This is a genomic window from Promicromonospora sp. Marseille-Q5078, from assembly GCF_050315395.1.
Lineage (GTDB): Bacteria > Actinomycetota > Actinomycetes > Actinomycetales > Cellulomonadaceae > Isoptericola.
In genome coordinates, this window is record NZ_JBNPQG010000001.1 from 404,544 (window position 1) to 422,141 (window position 17,598).

The 17,598-nt window shown below is 74.8% G+C and carries 15 protein-coding genes; 8 read left to right on the top strand and 7 right to left on the bottom strand.

Annotated elements, in window-relative coordinates; genetic code table 11:
- Positions 1 to 174: 174 nt before the first annotated feature.
- Entirely contained in the window at positions 175 to 1,836 is a 1,662-nt protein-coding gene (locus ACQFYA_RS01875; protein WP_499121020.1) for a glycerophosphodiester phosphodiesterase, read from the bottom strand.
- Positions 1,837 to 1,977: 141 nt separating this feature from the next.
- On the opposite strand from ACQFYA_RS01875, the gene ACQFYA_RS01880 reads away from it, so the two are divergent.
- Together ACQFYA_RS01880 and ACQFYA_RS01885 are read left to right on the top strand one after the other, a co-directional pair.
- Positions 1,978 to 2,337, top strand: coding sequence for a TraR/DksA family transcriptional regulator (locus tag ACQFYA_RS01880; RefSeq protein ID WP_499121023.1), 360 nt, complete (start codon positions 1,978 to 1,980; stop codon positions 2,335 to 2,337).
- A gap of 101 nt (positions 2,338 to 2,438) precedes the next feature.
- Positions 2,439 to 3,104, top strand: a complete 666-nt coding sequence (locus ACQFYA_RS01885; protein ID WP_499121025.1) for a nucleoside/nucleotide kinase family protein — start codon at positions 2,439 to 2,441, stop codon at positions 3,102 to 3,104.
- A 20-nt stretch (positions 3,105 to 3,124) separates the two neighbouring features.
- Here the strand turns inward: ACQFYA_RS01885 and ACQFYA_RS01890 are convergent, their stop codons facing one another.
- From ACQFYA_RS01890 to ACQFYA_RS01905, 4 genes are all read right to left on the bottom strand, one after another.
- Positions 3,125 to 5,047 carry a heparinase II/III domain-containing protein gene (locus ACQFYA_RS01890; RefSeq protein ID WP_499121027.1) on the bottom strand — a complete coding sequence of 641 codons (1,923 nt, stop codon included), beginning with the start codon at positions 5,045 to 5,047 and terminating at the stop codon, positions 3,125 to 3,127.
- Positions 5,044 to 6,609 (bottom strand): DUF8769 domain-containing protein, encoded by a 1,566-nt coding sequence (locus ACQFYA_RS01895; RefSeq protein ID WP_499121030.1) that lies wholly within the window; start codon positions 6,607 to 6,609, stop codon positions 5,044 to 5,046. Before ACQFYA_RS01895 ends, ACQFYA_RS01890 begins: the two co-directional genes overlap by 4 nt.
- A 134-nt stretch (positions 6,610 to 6,743) precedes the next feature.
- Entirely contained in the window at positions 6,744 to 7,505 is a 762-nt protein-coding gene (locus ACQFYA_RS01900) for a VOC family protein (RefSeq protein ID WP_499121032.1), read from the bottom strand.
- A complete protein-coding gene (locus ACQFYA_RS01905; protein ID WP_499121035.1) occupies positions 7,502 to 8,002 on the bottom strand; it encodes a VOC family protein in 501 nt (166 codons plus the stop codon). Before ACQFYA_RS01905 ends, ACQFYA_RS01900 begins: the two co-directional genes overlap by 4 nt.
- Before the next feature lie 151 nt (positions 8,003 to 8,153).
- On the opposite strand from ACQFYA_RS01905, the gene ACQFYA_RS01910 reads away from it, so the two are divergent.
- Both ACQFYA_RS01910 and ACQFYA_RS01915 read left to right on the top strand, forming a co-directional pair.
- Entirely contained in the window at positions 8,154 to 9,572 is a 1,419-nt protein-coding gene (locus ACQFYA_RS01910; RefSeq protein WP_499121037.1) for a class-II fumarase/aspartase family protein, read from the top strand.
- Positions 9,573 to 9,624: 52 nt separating this feature from the next.
- Positions 9,625 to 9,957, top strand: coding sequence for a hypothetical protein (locus ACQFYA_RS01915; RefSeq protein ID WP_499121039.1), 333 nt, complete (start codon positions 9,625 to 9,627; stop codon positions 9,955 to 9,957).
- Here ACQFYA_RS01915 and ACQFYA_RS01920 read toward each other — a convergent pair.
- Positions 9,951 to 11,210, bottom strand: a complete 1,260-nt coding sequence (locus ACQFYA_RS01920) for an APC family permease (protein ID WP_499121041.1) — start codon at positions 11,208 to 11,210, stop codon at positions 9,951 to 9,953. The genes ACQFYA_RS01915 and ACQFYA_RS01920 overlap by 7 nt on opposite strands.
- Before the next feature lie 73 nt (positions 11,211 to 11,283).
- Between ACQFYA_RS01920 and ACQFYA_RS01925 the strand changes: the two genes are divergently transcribed.
- The 4 genes from ACQFYA_RS01925 to ACQFYA_RS01940 all read left to right on the top strand — a co-directional run bounded on the left by ACQFYA_RS01925 (position 11,284) and on the right by ACQFYA_RS01940 (position 16,218).
- Positions 11,284 to 11,994 (top strand): TetR/AcrR family transcriptional regulator, encoded by a 711-nt coding sequence (locus tag ACQFYA_RS01925; protein ID WP_499121044.1) that lies wholly within the window; start codon positions 11,284 to 11,286, stop codon positions 11,992 to 11,994.
- 45 nt (positions 11,995 to 12,039) lie between these two features.
- Entirely contained in the window at positions 12,040 to 12,993 is a 954-nt protein-coding gene (locus ACQFYA_RS01930; RefSeq protein WP_499121047.1) for an ABC transporter ATP-binding protein, read from the top strand.
- The gene (locus ACQFYA_RS01935; RefSeq protein ID WP_499121049.1) at positions 12,990 to 14,648 is read left to right on the top strand and encodes an ABC transporter permease; all 1,659 of its coding nucleotides are present in this window, start codon (positions 12,990 to 12,992) and stop codon (positions 14,646 to 14,648) included. Before ACQFYA_RS01930 ends, ACQFYA_RS01935 begins: the two co-directional genes overlap by 4 nt.
- Before the next feature lie 148 nt (positions 14,649 to 14,796).
- Positions 14,797 to 16,218: an amino acid permease gene (locus ACQFYA_RS01940; RefSeq protein WP_499121051.1), complete on the top strand. Its 1,422-nt coding sequence runs from the start codon at positions 14,797 to 14,799 to the stop codon at positions 16,216 to 16,218.
- Positions 16,219 to 16,296: 78 nt separating this feature from the next.
- Here the strand turns inward: ACQFYA_RS01940 and ACQFYA_RS01945 are convergent, their stop codons facing one another.
- Positions 16,297 to 17,580, bottom strand: a complete 1,284-nt coding sequence (locus ACQFYA_RS01945) for an NAD(P)/FAD-dependent oxidoreductase (protein WP_499121054.1) — start codon at positions 17,578 to 17,580, stop codon at positions 16,297 to 16,299.
- Positions 17,581 to 17,598 lie beyond the last annotated feature (18 nt).

Below are 17,598 nucleotides of genomic sequence, written 5' to 3' on the forward strand. Positions count from 1 at the left end.
TTGAGCCTGTCGAAACCCCGCTTGTCGGTGGTTGAGCCTGTCGAAACCCGGCTTGTCGCTGGTTGAGCCTGTCGAAACCCGGCTTGTCGCTGGTTGAGCTTGTCGAAACCCGGCTGTGGTTTCGACAGGCTCAACCGGCGGGGCTGTGGCGTCGACAGGCTCAACCGACGCGGGTCAGCCGCGCAGCTCGGCGATCTCCTCGAGCAGGGCGTCGCGCTGCTCGGCGTCGTCCACGTGCTTGCCCACGACGCGCTCCAGCCGGTCCCAGTCCTCGCGCGCGAGGGCGGAGAACAGCTGCTGCGCCTGGCCGGTCGACAGGTCGAGCGCGGCGAGCCGGGACAGCAGTCCGGGGGCAGGCTCGGGGTCGGCCTGCTCCTGCGCGGACTTCCACCCGATGAAGGCGCCCGGCCGGTTGGTGATCATGCCCTCGACGCCGAGGTCGGAGTACGTGGACCAGTCGGCGGCGGAGTCGACCGTCCACACGAACACGGCGACGCCCGCGGCGTTGAGGTCCTCGACGACGGACGGCCGCGTGGCGAGCGCCGACCCGGACGGGTTGTAGTACGCGGCGTGCAGCTCCTGCGCCTTCGCCACCGGGTCGGCGTCGAGGGTGCTGCGGAGCAGGCCGAGCGGGATCTGCGGCGCGCGGTCGTAGGCGTAGCGCAGGGCGTCCTCGTCGAACGACTGCAGCACCACGCGGTCCTCCAGCCCGGCGTCGAGGATCATGTCGACGGTCCGGTTCACCTCCTCGCGGGTCTCGGGACCCTTGATCTCGAGCAGCAGGTCGGAGCTGCCGGTGCCCATGAGGTCGAGCACCTGCGCGAACGTCGGCACCCGCTCGTCGGTGAACGCGGGGCTGAACCACGAGCCGGCATCGATCGAGCCGACGTACGACGACTGCAGGAACTCGATGTCGCCGGTGCCGTCGGTGGTGCGGTCCACGGTCTGGTCGTGGATGACGACGGGGACGTCGTCGGCGGTGGTGTGCACGTCGATCTCGACGTACTCCGCGCCGGCCTTCATCGCCGCGGCGTACGCGGCCAGCGTGTTCTCCGGGTTGACCGACGAGTAGCCGCGGTGCGCCGCGGTGACGGGCAGGTCGCCCGGCTCGTTCACGACCGGCCGCGGCTCGAGCTCCGTGACCACGACGTCGTCGATGCTCACGCGTGCGCCGTCGGCGGAGAACCCGAGCACGCCGTCGTCCGTGCGGCCGATGCGACCTTCGAGCACCTCCTTCCCGTCGTAGACCCAGGTGGCGTGGTTGCCCTGCACCTCGACCGCGACGTGCACGTCCTTCCCGACGCCGGCGGCCGACGGCGCGGCCGCCGTGAACGGCACGTTCCACGCGTTCCCCGCCGTGCGCTCGGCGATCTCGAGGCCGTTGGTCGCCGTCGTCGTCGACCGCATGGCGGCCTGCCACCAGGGCGCGGACCCGTCCGGGTCGATGTCGAGGACCGGCGCGAGCCAGCGGGCGGCGTTGTTCACGGCGTCGAAGCGGACCGTCGCCTCGAGTCGGTAGTTCTCCAGGTGCGGGCCGAACGTGACGCGCCCGATCGTGGCGGGCTCGCCCACCAGGCGGCCGTCCTGCACGGACCAGCCGCCGGCGGCGGTACGCCAGCCGTCGGGCAGCGCGCCGTCGGCGACGTCGTCGAAGTCCTGCGCGTACGCGACGTCGTCCGGCGCCGCGGGCAGCGGCGCCGCCGTCGCGATCGGCGGCGCGACGGCGGTCGCGGCGAACGACGCCGCCGACACCCCGGCGGCGATGGCGAAGGCGAGCGTGGCGGAGACGGTGCGCGTCCCCGGGGGTGCGAGCAGGGTGCGGCGTCGTGACGTCATGGGGTCCTCCTGGCGGGTCCTGGCTCGTGTGGCACGGGTCGCCGGGGACGCTAGGAAGGCCGGATGGCCGGTCGGGGGCCGGGCAGGTGGCATGTCGGTGACGTCCGGACGAACATCCGGTGCCGGTGCGAGACTGCCCGGATGACCGACCGGACGGACGGCGCCGCGGACCCGAGGGCCGCGCGGCTGCGGGCGCGGCTCGCCGACGTGGAGGCGCGGCTCGCCGCGCAGCGCCGCACGGTCGAGGGGATCGTCGAGTCCGCGCGCGACTCCAACGCCGACGACGAGCACGACCCGGAGGGCGCGACCCTCGCCTGGGAGCGGCAGCAGGCGGCGGCGCTCGCAGGCGAGGCCGAGCGGGAGCACGACCAGCTGCTCGCGGCGCTGGGCCGCGTGGCCGACGGGACCTACGGCGTGTGCGAGGTGTGCGGCCGGCCCATCCCCGACGCGCGGCTGGAGGCGCGGCCCGCCGCCACCCGCTGCGTCGAGCACGCGGGCTGACCGCGGACCGGCGCGCCCTTCCAGCACGCGATCTCTCGCGTCATCGCCCCGGATGACGCGAGAGATCGCGTGCTGGAAGGCGGGGGTGGCAGCATGTCGGCGTGCGTGTCGAGCCCCTGACCCCGGACGGCGTGGTCGAGCACGTCGTGGGACGAGTGCTCGCCCGCGCGGGCGAGGTCGGCGGAGACGTTGGCCAGGCCGTCGAGGGCGTCGGCGAGCGGCCGGTCCGCGTGCTGGTCGACGGGCACCCCTCGACCCGGCCGGAGGACCTCGCCGACGCGCTGGTCGATCCGCTGCGGGCGGCGGGCCGCCCGGTGGCGCGCGTGCGGGTGCGCGACTTCCTGCGGCCGGCGTCGCTCCGCCTGGAGCGCGGCCGCCGCGACCCGGACGCGCTGCTGGAGGAGTGGATCGACGTCGGCGGGCTGAACCGCGAGGTGCTGACCGGCGTGGTCGCGCGCGGGCGCTGGCTGCCGTCGCTGCGCGACCTGGCCACCGACCGCGCCACGCGCGCCGCGTACGTCGACGCCGCGCCCGACACCGTCGTCGTGCTGGACGGGTCGCTCGCGACGGGCCGCGGGCTCGACGTCGACCTCGTCGTGCACCTCGCCCTGCGGCCCGCCACCGAGACGCGGAACACCCCGCTCGACGACGCGTGGACGCTCGCGGCCTACGGGCGCTACCGCCGTGAGGCGCAGCCCGAGCGGCGGGCCGACGTCGTCGTCCGCGTCGACCACCCCGACCGGCCCGCGCTGCTGCTGCCGGGCTGAGCCCCGGCGCCAGCCCTGAGTCAGCCCCCGAGCGCGAACGACGCGGCGAGCTCCAGCGTCCCGGCGGGCGGCACGACGGCGCGCACCAGGACCACGCCGAGCGGCAGGCCGGTGGGGTTCGCGTCGGCGACCCCGACGACGACCGTGCCACCGGCGGCGACCGGCAGGCGGAGGGTCGGCGACCCGGGCGCGTCCCACCGCAGGCGCACGACACCGTGCACACCGGCCGCGTCGTCGGCTCCGGGAGCGACGCGGCGGACCTCGCGCAGCCAGCGGTGGCCGAGGTCCTCGCCGGACGCGGTGCGGTGGGGCAGGGCGACCGGCTCGCCGGTACCGGCCCCGGCCACGAGGCGCCCGTCGCCGTGGAACGCCCACTCGACGGTGGTCCCCGCGGCGGCGGTCACGGTGACGACGTCGGCCCACCCGCCCGGCTCGAGCGCGAGCGCGCGGCGCACGGTGCCGGGGCCCCACGACGCCTCCGCGACGAGCCGCCGGTCGTCGGCCCCCACGAGCCGGCCCGTGAGGTCGGGCTGGCGCAGGCCGTCGAGGATCACCAGGTCGTGCGCCACGGGCGACCGCATCCACTCGGTGATCTCGGCGCCGTACCCGCTGGTGCCGAGGTCGAGGCTCGTCCAGCCGGCGGCGGTGCCGACGTCGACGGCGAGCGTGTCGTGGTGGTCGTGCCAGCCGGACGGCGGGCCGAACCGCATCGCGAGGCGCACGTCGTCCGAGCGCAGCACGCCGATGCCGGCGTGCGGCCACACGAACGACCGGCGCTCCGGCGCGGGCACCGCCGCGACGTCGTCCGGGCCGAACACGAGCGCGGCGACGCTGCCCCGGCCGGTGAGGGGCTGCGACGGCCCGTGGGTGTGCTGGTTGGCGAACCAGAGCTGCGCCGGCTCGGTGCGGGGGCGGGCGTAGTACGGCGCGACGGCGACGGGGTGCGCGGGCAGCAGCGCGGACGCGGCCTCCGCCTGCTGCGCGAAGGTGCCGACGAAGCAGTCGGGCCAGCCGTCGCCGTAGGCGGGGATGCGGTCGTCGTCGTAGGCGAGCATCGGGGGCGCGGCGATCGCCCGCGACAGCCGGCCGGCGGCGTCGTCGGACAGGCCCTCCGCCCCGGTGGCCTCGGCGTACGAGAGCAGGGCGCTGGCCGCGTAGTAGTGGTAGTGCGCGTTGACCTCGAACCAGAGGCCCTCGGCGCCGAAGCCCTCGCGGACCTGGGCCTCGGCGCCGAACTCCCCGTCGCGGCACTCGGCCAGGAGGGCGGCGTCGCCGGTGCGGACGGCGCACTCGGCGAGGGCCGCGACGAGCCAGCAGTGGATGTTGTGGATCATGCCGAGCTGCGGGCGCAGGAGGTCGGCCACCTCGCCCGCCAGCCGGGTCGCGGCCGCGTCGGCCGCGGGGCTCAGCGCGTCGCCGGCCCACCGGGCCGCGCGCAGCAGCCCGATCGCCCAGATCGCCTCGTCGAGGTTCTGCGGCTGCACGCGGCCGGTGCCGACGTTGACGCCGTGCGGGGCGTAGGAGGAGTAGTCGCGGGCATAGGTCGTGAGGATCTCACCCAGCCCGTCGGCGGCCGCCCGCGCCTCGGCCGGGTCGTCCGACAGCCGGGCCAGCAGCGCCGCCCGCTGCGCCTGGGCCGCGGCCATGCCGTGCATCCGGGCGCGCCACGCGCCGTCCCACGGCTCGCCCGCGTACACGCGCCCGCAGGCGGTGCAGACGTGTCGCCGGGGGCTGTCCGGGTCGAACAGCAGGGGCGCGCCGTCGTCGCCGCAGAAGTAGTGGTGGGTCCACGCCGAGTCGCTGCCCGGCGGTGGCACGGCGAGGCGGGTGCGCCAGTGGTCGTGGTCCACGCGGACGGCGTCCAGCACGGCCGCGGCCCACGGGGCGTCGTGGGTGCGTCGGCGCACGGCGGGCCAGTCGGGGACGACCGGGCGGGGGGTCATCGGCGGGCCTCCCGACCCTCGGCGCGCAGGTCGATCCGGACGCGCACCGCCCGGCCCGGCGGGGTGTCGTGGGCGACGTAGCGCAGCCACCAGGTGTCGTCGTCGGGGGCCGTGCCGTCGCCGTCGGGCTCGACGGCGACCAGCGCGGCGTCGGTCTCGACCGCGGCGTCGAGGCCGGGCACGCGCCAGCGGTCCGCGGCGAACCCGTCCGCGGTGGCGCCCGGCGCCCGGACCTGGAAGGCGAGGGCGAGGTCGCCGCCGTCGTGGCGCGCGCAGGTCAGGTGCAGCGACGGCCCGTCCGCGCGCGCGTCGATCGCCAGGTCGCTCACGAGCCGTGCCCAGCCGACGTCGGCGGTGTCGTCGTCACCGACCTGCCCCTGCTCGCCGACCTGCCAGTGCACGGTGGCGGGGTGGAACTGGTCGCCCAGGTGGCCGCGCTCGCCGCCCACGTCCTCGGACCCGACCAGCAAACGCTCGCCCACCCACCAGGTGGCGGTGCGCAGGGGGTCCCGGGCGATCACCTGCTCCTCCTGCCGCTCCCCGCGGAACCGCACCAGGTGCGGCAGCGCGTCGTCGGGCACCCGGGCGCCCAGCACCGCGACGAGCGGCGCGAGGGCGAGGTCCCACGCGTGGACGAACGGCCGGTCGGTCGCCGGGAACGGGGCCCGTCCGGCGCCCACGGCCGCACCGATCCACAGCCCGACGCCGGACGCGTAGCGGCGCAGGTTCATGCCGTAACTGCGGTCGTACGGTCCGGCGAGGTTCCGCAGGCCCGCGTGGTAGTGCCGGGCGGTGTCCCGCCACAGCCCGGCCTCCATCTCCGCGCCGCCGTCGCGCAGCAGGGGCAGGCGCGCGTACCGGCGCCAGAGCGCCAGCGCTGCCAGGTCGATGCCGTAGTACGTCGGCGAGCAGTACTCGTCGAACGTCCCGTCGGTGCGGAAGCGGGCGAGCACCTGCTCGGCCAGGCGCAGCGCCGGCTCGTCCCAGGCGGGCTCGTCGAGCCGGGCGGCGGCGTCCTGCAGCAGGAACGCGGTCATCAGGGCGATGTTCGTGTACCGGGGGTCGACGCCCCGCGCGAGCGTCCCCTCGACGGCCCGGCGCAGCGCGGCGTGGACCCGCTCGCGGAGCCCGCCGGCCAGCGCCTCGGGGAACTCCGTCGCGACGACCACCAGCGTGGTCCCGATGAACTCCCGCCAGTTCGGGTCGAAGTCGCGCCACTCCACGGAGGCGGCGGTGGGGCGGGCCTCGTGCGGGCTGCGCAGCCACGTGCCGTGGAACCGCTCGCGCGGCGCGTCGAGCTGGTGGTCCAGCACCCGCCCGAGGGCGTGCCGGGCCCGGTCGGCGTCCGCCTCGGCGCCGTCCCGGGCGGGGGCGTCGCGCATCAGCAGGCCCAGCACGTACCAGACGGTCTCGCGGACCAGGTGGCCCGTCGGGGCGTGCTCGCCCCCGACGGGCTCGGGGGCGCGGAGCAGGCCCGCGTCGGGGTCCCACCGCCCGTCCATCCAGTCGAGGGAGAGGGCGGTCAGCTCGCGAGCATGGCGAGTGAGCCGGTCGGGTCGCATCGTCGCTGGTACCTCGTCGTCCCCGCCGGGCGGCGGTCGCTTGCGGTGTCGGGCGCGGGCGACGGCGCCCGCGCGGCGACCACCCTAGGGACGCCGGCGCCGGGAGGGAATGCGCGTGCCCGGCGCGTCGTCCCTCAGGAGCGGCAGAGGCAGAACGGGTGGCCGGCGGGGTCGGCGAACACGCGGAACGTGTCCTCGCCCCCGGGCAGCCGCACGGCGCCGACGGCGAGGGCCGCCGCCTCGGCGTCGTCCAGGCTCTGCGGGCCGATCGCGAGGTCGAGGTGCAGCTGCTGTGGGTGCGCCGGGTCCGGCCAGCGCGGGGCGGTGTAGCCCTCCACCTGCTGGAACAGCACCGACCGCTCGCCGCCGAGCATCGCCATCCCCTCGGCGTCGTACACCACCGGGTCGCCGAGCACCCGCGACCAGAACGCCGCCGCGGCGGACGCGTCGGGCACGTCGAACGTGACGCCCATGACCGTCGGCCCGTCGTTGTCGGGGGCGTGGCACAGGTCGAACGGATGGCCGGCCGGGTCGGCCAGCGTGGTCCACTCGGGGTTCTCGCGCAGCACGGTGGCCCCGAGGCCGACGGCGCGCCGCACCTCGGCCGCGACGTCCGGCACCCGCAGGTCCAGGTGCAGCTGCTGGGGGTGCTCCTGCCCCGGCCAGACCGGCGGCACCAGGTCCGGGGCGGGCTGGAACGCGAGCGACCAGCCGTCCGGCGTGCTCAGGGTGATCCAGTCCTCGCCGTACCCCTGCGGCTCGACCTCGGCGCCCGTCAGCGCCTGCCAGAAGTCCGCCGAGCGCTGCGGGTCGGGCGCGTCGAAGACCACCACGTCCAGGGCCGCGACGCGCGGCGTCCCGTCCTCGCGCCGGACCTCGCCAGGGGTCTCGCTCACGGTGCCTCTCCTTCTCCGGTCGGTCCTTCTCCGGTCGGCCCTTCTCCGGTCGGTCCTTCTCCCGTCGGTCCTTCTCCAGTCGGTACGCCCCCGGTCGGGACGCTCTGGATCACCAGCAGCATGGTGCCGTCGGGGTCGCCGAGGTAGGCGACCCGCTCGCCCCAGGGCATGTCCGCCGGCGGCACGACCACCGTGCCGCCGGCGCCGGGCGCCGCCGCGACGACGGCGTCCAGGTCCGGCACGTACAGGCAGACGTCCACCGCGTGCCCGGTGGCCGGCAGCGGGATCTCGCCGTACAGCGCCGGCCCCGTGCCGACGCCGAGGGCCACCCGGCCGGAGCCGATGCGCAGCGTCACGTACACGGGCTCGCCGTCGGGCGGGAACTGGTAGGCCTGCACCGCACCGAAGGCGCGGACGTAGAACGCCCGCGCCGTCGCCAGGTCGCGGCAGTTGACGATGGGGAACACCTCGTCGCGGGCCGTGCCGTCCAGAGCCATGCCTCCAGACTGCCGTGCCCCGCCGACACCCGCCCCCGCGCGGGGACCGGCGACGGCCGGCGGTGGACAGGGCTGTCGTCGTCCGCGCCGAGCGACGAAGATGCTGCCCACCGCCGTCGCACCTGTCGAGACCACACCCGGGGAGCAGCCCATGATCGTGGCACCGTTCGGACGCTTCACCGAGGGCCGGGTGCCGGACCCGGGGATCGCGCGGCTGTTCACGCGCGAGAACCGCTGGCAGGCGCGGCTCGACGTCGAGGCCGCGCTGGCGCTCGCGGAGGCCGACGCCGGGCTGATCCCGGCCGAGTCCGCTCGCGCCATCGCGCTCACGGCGCGGATCGAGAAGCTCGACGTGAAGCGCGTGCTCGCCGCGACGGCGGAGGCGAGCCACCCCCTGGTGCCGCTCATCGAGGAGTTCGCGCGCGCCGTCGGTTCCAAGCACGGCGGCTGGGTGCACTGGGGCGCCACGACGCAGAACATCACGCAGACCGCGGACGTGCTGGTGCTGCGCGACGCGCACCGCGCCGTCCTGCGCCAGCTCGGCCGCGTGCTGCGCTCGGCCGCCCGTCTCGCGGAGTCGTCCGCCGCCCTGCCGATGGCGGGCCGCACGCACAGCCAGCACGCGGTGCCGGTGACCTTCGGGTTCAAGGTCGCGGTGTGGATCGACCAGCTCGCGGCGCACGCCGACCGGCTGGAGCGGCTCGACGAGCGGCTGTTCTGCGTGCTCATGGGCGGCGCGGCGGGCACGTTCGCGTCGTTCGGCGGCTCGGGCCGCGCGATCGAGGCGGGGGTGGCGCGGCGGCTGGGGCTGCACCCGATGCGGGTGCCGTCGCGGGCGGTGAACGACGGCATCGTGGAGCTCGTCCTCGTGCTGGCGCAGCTCGCGGGCACGATCGGCAAGATCGGACGGGACGTCTACACGCTGATGCAGCCGGAGTTCGCGGAGGCGTTCGAGCCGGTGCCGGAGGGCACGGTCGGCAGCTCGACCATGCCGCACAAGCGCAACCCGCAGCTCGCCCTCGACATGCAGACGATGTCGGCCGAGCTGCGCGCCCTCGCCGGTCCGGCGCTGGAGTCGATGCTGCACGACCAGGAGGCCAACGGCGCGATGACGGCCCTGCTGGAGGACGTCTCGGCGTCGGCCGCCGTGCTCGCGGGCGACATGCTGGCCCGGCTGGAGGTCATCATGGACGGGCTGGAGCTCGACCCGGAGCGGATGCGGGCGAACATCCGGCTCTCCGAGGGCATGATCGGCTCGGAGTCGCTCATGCTCGCCCTGGGGGAGAAGATCGGCCGGCAGCGCGCGCACGACGTCGTGTTCACCGTCGCGCAGGCGGCCGCGTCCGACGGGCGGCCGTTCCTCGAGCTGCTGCACGGGGACCCGGTGGTGAGCGAGGCGTTCGACGACGACGAGCTGCGCGCGCTGCTCGACCCGGCCGGCTACCTCGGCCTCAGCGTCGAGATCGCGCGCGAGCTGGCCGCCTGCGCGGACGGCGTCGCCGACCGGCTGGAGGCGCTGCCCGAGCGCATCCCCGTCGCGATCGGCAGCCAGCGTCCGACGCGGGGGTGAGAACGCCCCGCCGGCCGCGCGCGACGTCGCGGCCGGTGTCATCGTGGGACGCATGGACGGGCGGCTCCGGGCGGACCGGCGGTGGACCCGCGGCATGACGACGACGGTCGTCGTGGTCGCCGCCCTCGTGCTGCTCGGCGCCTGCGCGGCCGGGCCGAACCCCGGCATCGACACGCCGACCGCCGCCGGCGAGGGGCCCTACGGCTTCTGGTGGGGCCTGTGGCAGGGGATGATCCTGCCGATCACGTTCGTGGTCTCGCTGTTCACCGACTCGGTGTCGGTCTACGAGGTGCACAACGACGGCAACTGGTACGACGTCGGGTTCGTCCTCGGCATCTCGCTCGTCTTCGGCGGGCCGCTCGGTGCCCGCCGGGCGCGTCACTGACGGCGGAGCAGGCGGACGACCAGGCCGACGGCGAGCACTCCGACGCCGCCGAGCACGGCGGCGACCGGCAGCGTGGCGCACAGAGCGACGCACCCCACGAGCCCGACGGCCTGCAAGGCCCGCGGGTATCGCCGGTGCGAGCCGGTCTGGGTCCACGCGGCGAGGTTCGCCACGGCGTAGTAGACGAGCACGCCGAACGACGAGAACCCGATCGCGCCGCGCAGGTCCACGGCCAGCACCAGCACGACGACGACGACGGCGACGGTCACCTCGGCCCGGTGCGGCACCCGGAACCGGGGGTGCACGGCGCCGAGGGCCCGCGGGAGGTCGCCCTCGCGGGCCATGGCGAGGGTGGTGCGGCCCACCCCCGCGAGGAGGGCGAGCAGTGCCCCGAGCGACGCGGCGGCGGCGCCCACGCGCACCACCGCGCCCGCCCACGGGAATCCTGCCACCGCCTCCGCGAGCGGCGTCGCCGTGGCGGCCACGCCGGGCAGCCCGAGAGTCGCCAGCAGCGTCACCGCGACGACGGCGTACACGACGACGGCGCCGCCCAGCGCGCCGACGATCGCGCGCGGGATGGTGCGGGCGGGGTCGCGCACCTCCTCGCCGAGCGTCGCGACGCGCGCGTACCCCGCGAACGCGAAGAACAGCAGGCCCGCCGCCTGCAGCACCCCGTACCAGCCGGCCGGCCCGCCCAGGAACACGTCCCCGGCGCCGTCGCCGGGCAGGGTGGCCGGCATCGTGCGCGTGCCCCACGCGACCGCCGTCCACACCGCGAGCGAGAGCAGCACGAGCGCCACGATCCAGCGCGCGAGCCGCGTCGTCCGGGTCACGCCGCGGTAGCTCACGGCGGCGAGCGCGACGACGGCGAGCGCCGCGACGGGCCGCTCCGCGCCGGGCGGGGCGGCGTAGGCGGCGAAGGTCAGCGCCATCGCCGCGCAGCTCGCCGTCTTGCCGACCACGAACCCCCAGCCGGCGAGGTAGCCCCACCAGGCCCCGAGGCGCTCGCGCCCGTAGACGTACGTGCCGCCCGAGGCCGGGTACTGCGCGGCGAGCTGGGCCGACGCCGTCGCGTTGCCATAGGCCACGACGGCGGCGAGCGCGAGGGCGAGCAGCAGCGCGGCTCCGGTCCCGGCGGGCAGCACGGCGGCCGCCGCGGGCGAGAACGCGGCGAACACGCCGGCGCCGATCATCGCGGACAGGCCGACGACGACGGCGTCGGTGGTGCTGAGGCGGCGGGCGAGCTCGGTCACGGTCCGATCCTGCCGTGGCTTCGCTCGACCGGGGTCTTGCACCGCGGCTGAACGCGTGTTTAGTCTGGTGAACATGCGTTCAGCCAAGCCCGGTGCCGAAGCTCCCGGTGTGCCGTCCACGCCGCCGGACGGGAGCGCCCGCGCACGGATCATCGACGCCGCGGTGCTGCGCTTCGCGCGCTCCGGCTTCGGCGCGTCGGTCCGTGCCATCGCGACGGACGCCGGCGTCAGCCCGGCGCTCGTCATCCACCACTTCGGCTCCAAGGACGGGCTGCATGCCGCGTGCGACCAGCACGTGCTTGCCTGGATCGCCGAGTCCAAGCGGGCGAACATGGGCAAGGCGACCGGCGGGCAGCTGCTCGAGGTGCTCGCGCAGGCAGACGGGATGGCCCCGCTGGTCGGATATGTACTGCGGTCGCTGCAGGCGGGCGGAGCCGTGGGCAAGGCCTTCGTCGAGCACATGATCGCGGACGCGGAGCAGTACACGGCGGAGTCCGTCGAGCAGGGGATCGTGCGGCCGAGCCGGGACGAGCGCGCGAGGGTGCGCTACCTCGTCTACTCGTCGCTGGGCTCCCTGCTGCTGTCCGTCACGATGAACCCGCCGGACGACCCGGAGGACCTGAACGCCGCGCTCCGCGCCTTCATGGACGACCTCTACCTCCCGATGCTCGAGCTCTTCACCGAGGGCTTCCTCACCACGCGACGCATGCTCGACGACTACCTCCTGTACGTGCCGGACCCGCCTGGGGAGGCCGGCGAGGACACGGACGGCTCTGCCGCCTGACCTCGCGCACCACCCCACACACGTCTCCACGAGAACGAGGACCCCATGACCGACAGCACCACGGGCACGCCCGCGATCGAGATCCATGACCTGCGCAAGTCCTTCGGCGCCGTCCAGGCGCTCGACGGGCTTGACCTGACCGTGTCCCACGGCCAGGTCGCCGGCTTCCTCGGCCCGAACGGCGCCGGGAAGTCCACCACCATCCGCGTGCTGCTCGGCCTGCTGCGCTCCGACTCCGGCAGCGCCCGGCTGCTCGGCGGCGACCCCTGGCGCGACGCCGTCGCGCTGCACCGGCGCCTCGCGTACGTGCCCGGCGACGTGAGCCTGTGGCCCAACCTCACCGGCGGCGAGGCCATCGACTACCTCGCCCGCCTGCGCGGCAGGCCCGACAAGAAGCGCAAGGCCGAGCTGCTGGAGCGGTTCGAGCTCGACCCCACCAAGAAGGCGCGCACGTACTCCAAGGGCAACCGGCAGAAGGTCGCGCTGGTCGCGGCGTTCGTCTCCCAGGTCGACCTGCTCGTGCTCGACGAGCCGACCTCCGGCCTCGACCCGCTCATGGAGGCCGTGTTCACCGAGCACGTGCGCGAGGCGAAGGCCGCGGGCACGTCGGTGCTGCTGTCGAGCCACATCCTCAGCGAGGTCGAGAAGGTCTGCGACACCGTGACGATCATCCGTGACGGCCGCGCCGTGGAGTCCGGCACCCTCGACGACCTGCGCCACCTGACCCGCTCCAGCGTCACCGCCGTCGTCGACGGCGACCCGTCCGCGATCGCCACGATGGCCGGCGTGCACGACCTGGCCACGACGGAGAACGCCGAGGGGACCCGCGTGACGTTCGACGTCGACAACGCGGAGATGGGGCGCGTGCTGCCCGCGATCAGCGCCCTCGGCGTGCACGCCTTCACCGCGCAGCCGCCGTCGCTGGAGGAGCTGTTCATGCGGCACTACGGCGACGAGCTCGCCGAGGACGGCGTGCAGATCGAAGCGGGTGCCCGATGAGCGCCGTCACCGCCGCCCCTCCGCTGCGCGCTGCCGAGCCCGTGCGCGGAGGCGGCACCACGCTCACGGGCACCTGGAGCCTGGTGCGCTTCATCCTGCGCCGCGACCGGGTGCGGCTGCTCGTGTGGTCGCTCGCCATCCCGCTGCTGTACCTCGGCGCGCTGCCGGAGTACGTGCTCATGGCCGACGACCCGGCCGGCCTGCAGGCACGCGCCACCCTGGTCCAGTCCCCGGCGATGGTCGCGATGACCGGGCCCGGGTACGGCACCGACGACTACACGGTGGGAGCGGCCGTCGCGAACGAGCTGGTGCTGTGGGTCGTGCTCGCGCTGGCCGTGATGAGCATCCTGCAGGTGGTGCGGCACACCCGCGCCGAGGAGGAGTCGAGCCGGGCGGAGCTGGTGCGCGCCGCCGTCGTCGGCCGGCACGCGGCGGTCGTCGCGACGGCGATCGTCGTCCTGGCGGTCAACCTGGTCATCGCGCTGCTGTCCACCGGCGTGCTCGTCGCCAACGACCTCGAGGCGGTCGACTCGCTTGCCATGACGCTCGGGATCGCCGTCAGCGCGATGACGTTCGGCGCCGTCGCGCTGGTCGCCGCGCAGGTGACGGAGCACTCGCGGGGCGCCACCGGGCTCTCGATGGCGGTGCTGGGCGCGGCGTTCACGCTGCGCACGATCGGCGACATGCAGGAGCCGCACGGCAGCTGGGTCTCGTGGCTGAGCCCGATCGCGTGGGCGCAGCAGATGCGCTCCTACGTGGACCTGCGGTGGTGGCCGGCCGCGATCGGCGTGATCGCGATCGTCCTGCTGCTGGTCGTCGCCTCGGCGCTCGCGTCCCGCCGCGACTTCGGCGGCGGCCTGATCCCCGATCGGCGCGGTCCCGCCGACGCCCGGGCCGGCCTCCGCTCGCCCGCCGCCGTCGTGTGGGGGCAGCAGCGCATGAGCCTGCTGTGGACGGCGCTCGGCCTCGGCGTCATGTGGCTCGCGACGGGTACGGTCATCGCCCAGATCCCCTCGATGACCGAGACCCTGCAGGAGAACCCCGTGTACTCCGCGCTGCTGGGCGAGGGCGACCTGGAGAAGGCGTTCCTCGGCATCATCGTGCTCTACGCGGCTCTCGGTGCGGCGGCGTTCGGCCTGGTCGCGACGCTGCGTGCGAAGGCGGAGGAGGAGGCCGGGCGGGCCGAGTACGTCCTCGCGACGCCCGTCTCCCGGTCCCGCTGGCTCGGCGCGACGGTCGTGATCAGCTCGATCGGCACGGTGGTCGTGATGCTCACCGGCGTCGTGGCGCTTGCCGCGGGCGCTGCGGCATCCGGGGTCCACGAACCGTCGTTCGGCGCGATCGCCGAGGCCGGGCTGCTCTACCTGCCGGCGCTGCTCGTGCTCGTGGGCCTGGCGGCCGCGCTGTACGCGTGGGTGCCGCGGGCCACCGCGCTCGTGTGGCTCGTATTCGGCTACACCCTGGTGGTCGAGATGTTCGCCGACCTGTTCGGTCTGCCGGACTGGGCACGCCAGGTCTCGCCCTTCTGGTGGGTGCCGGACTCGTTCACCGCCGACGTCGACTGGGTGCACGTGGGCGGGCTGTGCGCCGTCGCGCTGGTGCTGTTCGTGCTCGCCTTCGCCGGCTTCCGCCGCCGGGACATCGCGACGAAGTAGCGCTCGCCCGGGAGTTGTCAGGGCCAGGATCGCGTTCTCGTGGTCCTGGCCCTGACACGTGCCGGAGCTCGCGAGTTGTCAGGGTCACGCGCGGGTATTCACGGTCCTGGCCCTGACAACTCGGCGCGGCGGGTTAGCGTGGTCGGCCGTGAGCACCCCCACGGATCCCGGTACGACGGCGAGCGAGCAGCCCGGCACGGGCCACGACGCCCAGCTCGCGCACGGCCTGCGCACCCGCCACCTCACGATGATGGGGCTCGGCTCCGCGATCGGCGCGGGCCTGTTCCTGGGCGCGGGCGTCGGCGTCGCGACCGCCGGCCCCGCCGTCCTCGTCAGCTACGCCATCGCGGGCGCGCTCGTCGTCATGGTGATGCGGATGCTCGCGGAGATGGCGTCGGCGCTGCCCGCGTCGGGCTCGTTCTCCGTCTACGCGGAGGCAGCGCTCGGCCGCTGGGCCGGGTTCCTGCTGGGCTGGCTGTACTGGTTCACGCTCATCATGGTGCTGGGCGTCGAGGTGACCGGCGTCGCGGGGATCGTCAGCGGCTGGTGGCCCGACGTGCCGCAGTGGGCCGTGGCGGCCGTGGTCGTGGTGCTGCTGGGCGGCATCAACCTCGTGGGCGTGCGGCAGTTCGGCGAGTCGGAGTTCTGGTTCGCCGCCATCAAGGTGACCGCGATCCTGGCCTTCCTCGTGGTGGGCGTGCTGATCGTGGTCGGCGTGATCCCGGTGTCGGGCAGCGTGCTGGGCCACTGGGCCGAGCACGGCGGCTTCGCGCCCGCCGGGTGGGCCGGCATCGCGGCGGGCCTGCTCACCGTCGTCTTCGCGTTCGGCGGCATCGAGATCGTGGCGATCGCCGCCGCCGAGGCGCGCGACCCGCGCACGGCCGTCGCCCGCGCCACCCGCACCATCGTGTGGCGCATCCTGCTGTTCTACGTGGGCTCGGTGGCGATCATCGTCGCGCTGATCGCCTGGGACGACGCCCCGGCGCTCGCGTCGCCGTTCGTGTCCGTGCTGCAGATGGCCGGGTTCGACGGCGCGGCGCGGCTCATGGAGGTCGTCGTCGTGCTGGCGTTGCTCAGCGCGTTCAACGCGAACGTCTACGGCACGTCGCGCATGCTCTTCTCCCTCGGCCAGCGCGACGACGCGCCCGCCGCCACCACGCGGGTGTCCCGCCGCGAGGTGCCGTGGGTGGCGGTGCTCGTGTCCGTGTTCTTCGGCGTCGTCGCGGTGGGCCTCAACTGGCTGCTGCCGGCCCAGATCCTCACGATCCTGCTCAACGCCGTCGGCTCCGCGCTGTTCGTCGTGTGGCTGCTCATCACCGTGTCCCAGCTGCGCCTGCGCCCCCGCCTCGAGGCCGACGCAGCCCGCGCCGGCGAGCCGATGCGGCTGCGCATGTGGGGCTACCCGTACCTCACCTGGGTCACGCTCGTGGCGCTGGTCGCGCTCGCCGGGCTCATGCTGTCCGACCCCGCGGCGCGCGCCCAGCTCGCCGCGACCGGCGGGCTGGTCGTGGTGATCCTCGCGGTCTACGCCGTCACGCGCCGGGTGCGCGCCCGGTCCATCGCCGGTTGAGCCTGTCGACCTCGAGCTCCTTCGCTGGTTGAGCCTGTCGAAACCCGGCACCGGGTTTCGACAGGCTCGACCAGCGGGCTACTTCGAGGGCCGGATCGTGGGCACGTCGCCGACGATCGGGATCGGCCGGCGGTGGAACGGGAATCCGTACCGGGTCACCAGCCCGGCGAGCGTCGTGACGCGGTTGCGCGGCCCGACGAGCGACATGATGTGCACGAACAGCCACACGATCCAGGCGAGCCCGGCGGTGAGCCGGAGCTTCTTGGACGTCACGGGCAGGGTGATCTCGGCGATCGCGGCGCGACGTCCGATGACCGCCATCGTGCCCTTGTCGTGGTAGCTCAGCGGCTCGGTGGCCCGTCCCTCGAGGAGCGCGAGGATGTTGCGGGCCACCTGCTGGCCGCCCTGGATGGCCGGCTGGGCCAGCTGCGGCAGCCAGTCGGGCGACTCGGCGATGTCGCCGACCGCGAAGACCCCGGGACGCCCCTCGACCTGCAGGTCCGCGCCCACGGCGATGCGCCCGCCGCGCCGGCGGGGCAGGTCCCAGTCGTCCACCTCGGGGTGCGGGCCCACGCCGGCGGACCACACCGTGAGGTCGGCGCGGATGCTGGTGCCGTCGGTGAGGACGACGGCGTCCGGCCGCACCTCCGCGACGCCCGCCCCCAGGTGCAGCCGGACCCCGCGATGCTTGAGCTCGTGCGCCGCGTACTCGCGCAGGCTCGGGTGGAACGACTTGAGCAGGTCCGTGCCGCGCTGGACGACGGTGATCTCGAACGCGTCGCCGTGGATCTCGGGGAAGGCGGGCGCGAGCCCGGCGGTGCGCAGCTCGGCGAGCGCGCCCGCGACCTCGACGCCGGTGGCGCCGCCGCCCACGACGACCACGCGCAGGCCGTCGTCCGACCCGGGGGTGAACGCCGAGCGCTCCAGCCGGATGAAGAGCTGGTCGCGGATCCGGAGCGCCTGCGAGCGGGAGTACATCCCGAGCGCGTTCTCCTTGGCGCCCGGGGTGTCGAAGAAGTTCACGGTGACGCCGTTGGCGAGGACGAGGTGGTCGAAGGAGATCTGCTCGTCGTTGGCGAGGCGGATGGTGCGGGCGTCGTGGTCGATGCCGACCAGGTGCTCGTGCAGCACCCGCAGGTTCTTCTGCTTCAGCCGCAGCCCGCGCAGCCAGTAGGTGACGTCGCCCGCGTTCAGCCCCCCGGTGGCGACCTGGTACAGCAGCGGCTGGAACGTGTTGTACACGCGCCGCTCGACCAGGGTGACGCGGACGGGGGCTTTCGCGAGCGCCTTCACCACGGCGAGACCGCCGAACCCTCCTCCGACGACGACGACATGGGGAAGGTTCTCGGTGCGTTCGCTCACGGGGTCCACGGTAGGTGA

Coding starts and splice junctions, on each gene's coding strand:
- ACQFYA_RS01925 (WP_499121044.1), top strand. CDS start 11,284: ATGCGTTCAGCCAAGCCCGGTGCCGAAGCTCCCGGTGTGCCGTCCACG.
- ACQFYA_RS01905 (WP_499121035.1), bottom strand. CDS start 8,002: ATGGCTCTGGACGGCACGGCCCGCGACGAGGTGTTCCCCATCGTCAAC.
- ACQFYA_RS01910 (WP_499121037.1), top strand. CDS start 8,154: ATGATCGTGGCACCGTTCGGACGCTTCACCGAGGGCCGGGTGCCGGAC.
- ACQFYA_RS01935 (WP_499121049.1), top strand. CDS start 12,990: ATGAGCGCCGTCACCGCCGCCCCTCCGCTGCGCGCTGCCGAGCCCGTG.
- ACQFYA_RS01875 (WP_499121020.1), bottom strand. CDS start 1,836: ATGACGTCACGACGCCGCACCCTGCTCGCACCCCCGGGGACGCGCACC.
- ACQFYA_RS01930 (WP_499121047.1), top strand. CDS start 12,040: ATGACCGACAGCACCACGGGCACGCCCGCGATCGAGATCCATGACCTG.
- ACQFYA_RS01880 (WP_499121023.1), top strand. CDS start 1,978: ATGACCGACCGGACGGACGGCGCCGCGGACCCGAGGGCCGCGCGGCTG.
- ACQFYA_RS01890 (WP_499121027.1), bottom strand. CDS start 5,047: ATGACCCCCCGCCCGGTCGTCCCCGACTGGCCCGCCGTGCGCCGACGC.
- ACQFYA_RS01895 (WP_499121030.1), bottom strand. CDS start 6,609: ATGCGACCCGACCGGCTCACTCGCCATGCTCGCGAGCTGACCGCCCTC.
- ACQFYA_RS01915 (WP_499121039.1), top strand. CDS start 9,625: ATGGACGGGCGGCTCCGGGCGGACCGGCGGTGGACCCGCGGCATGACG.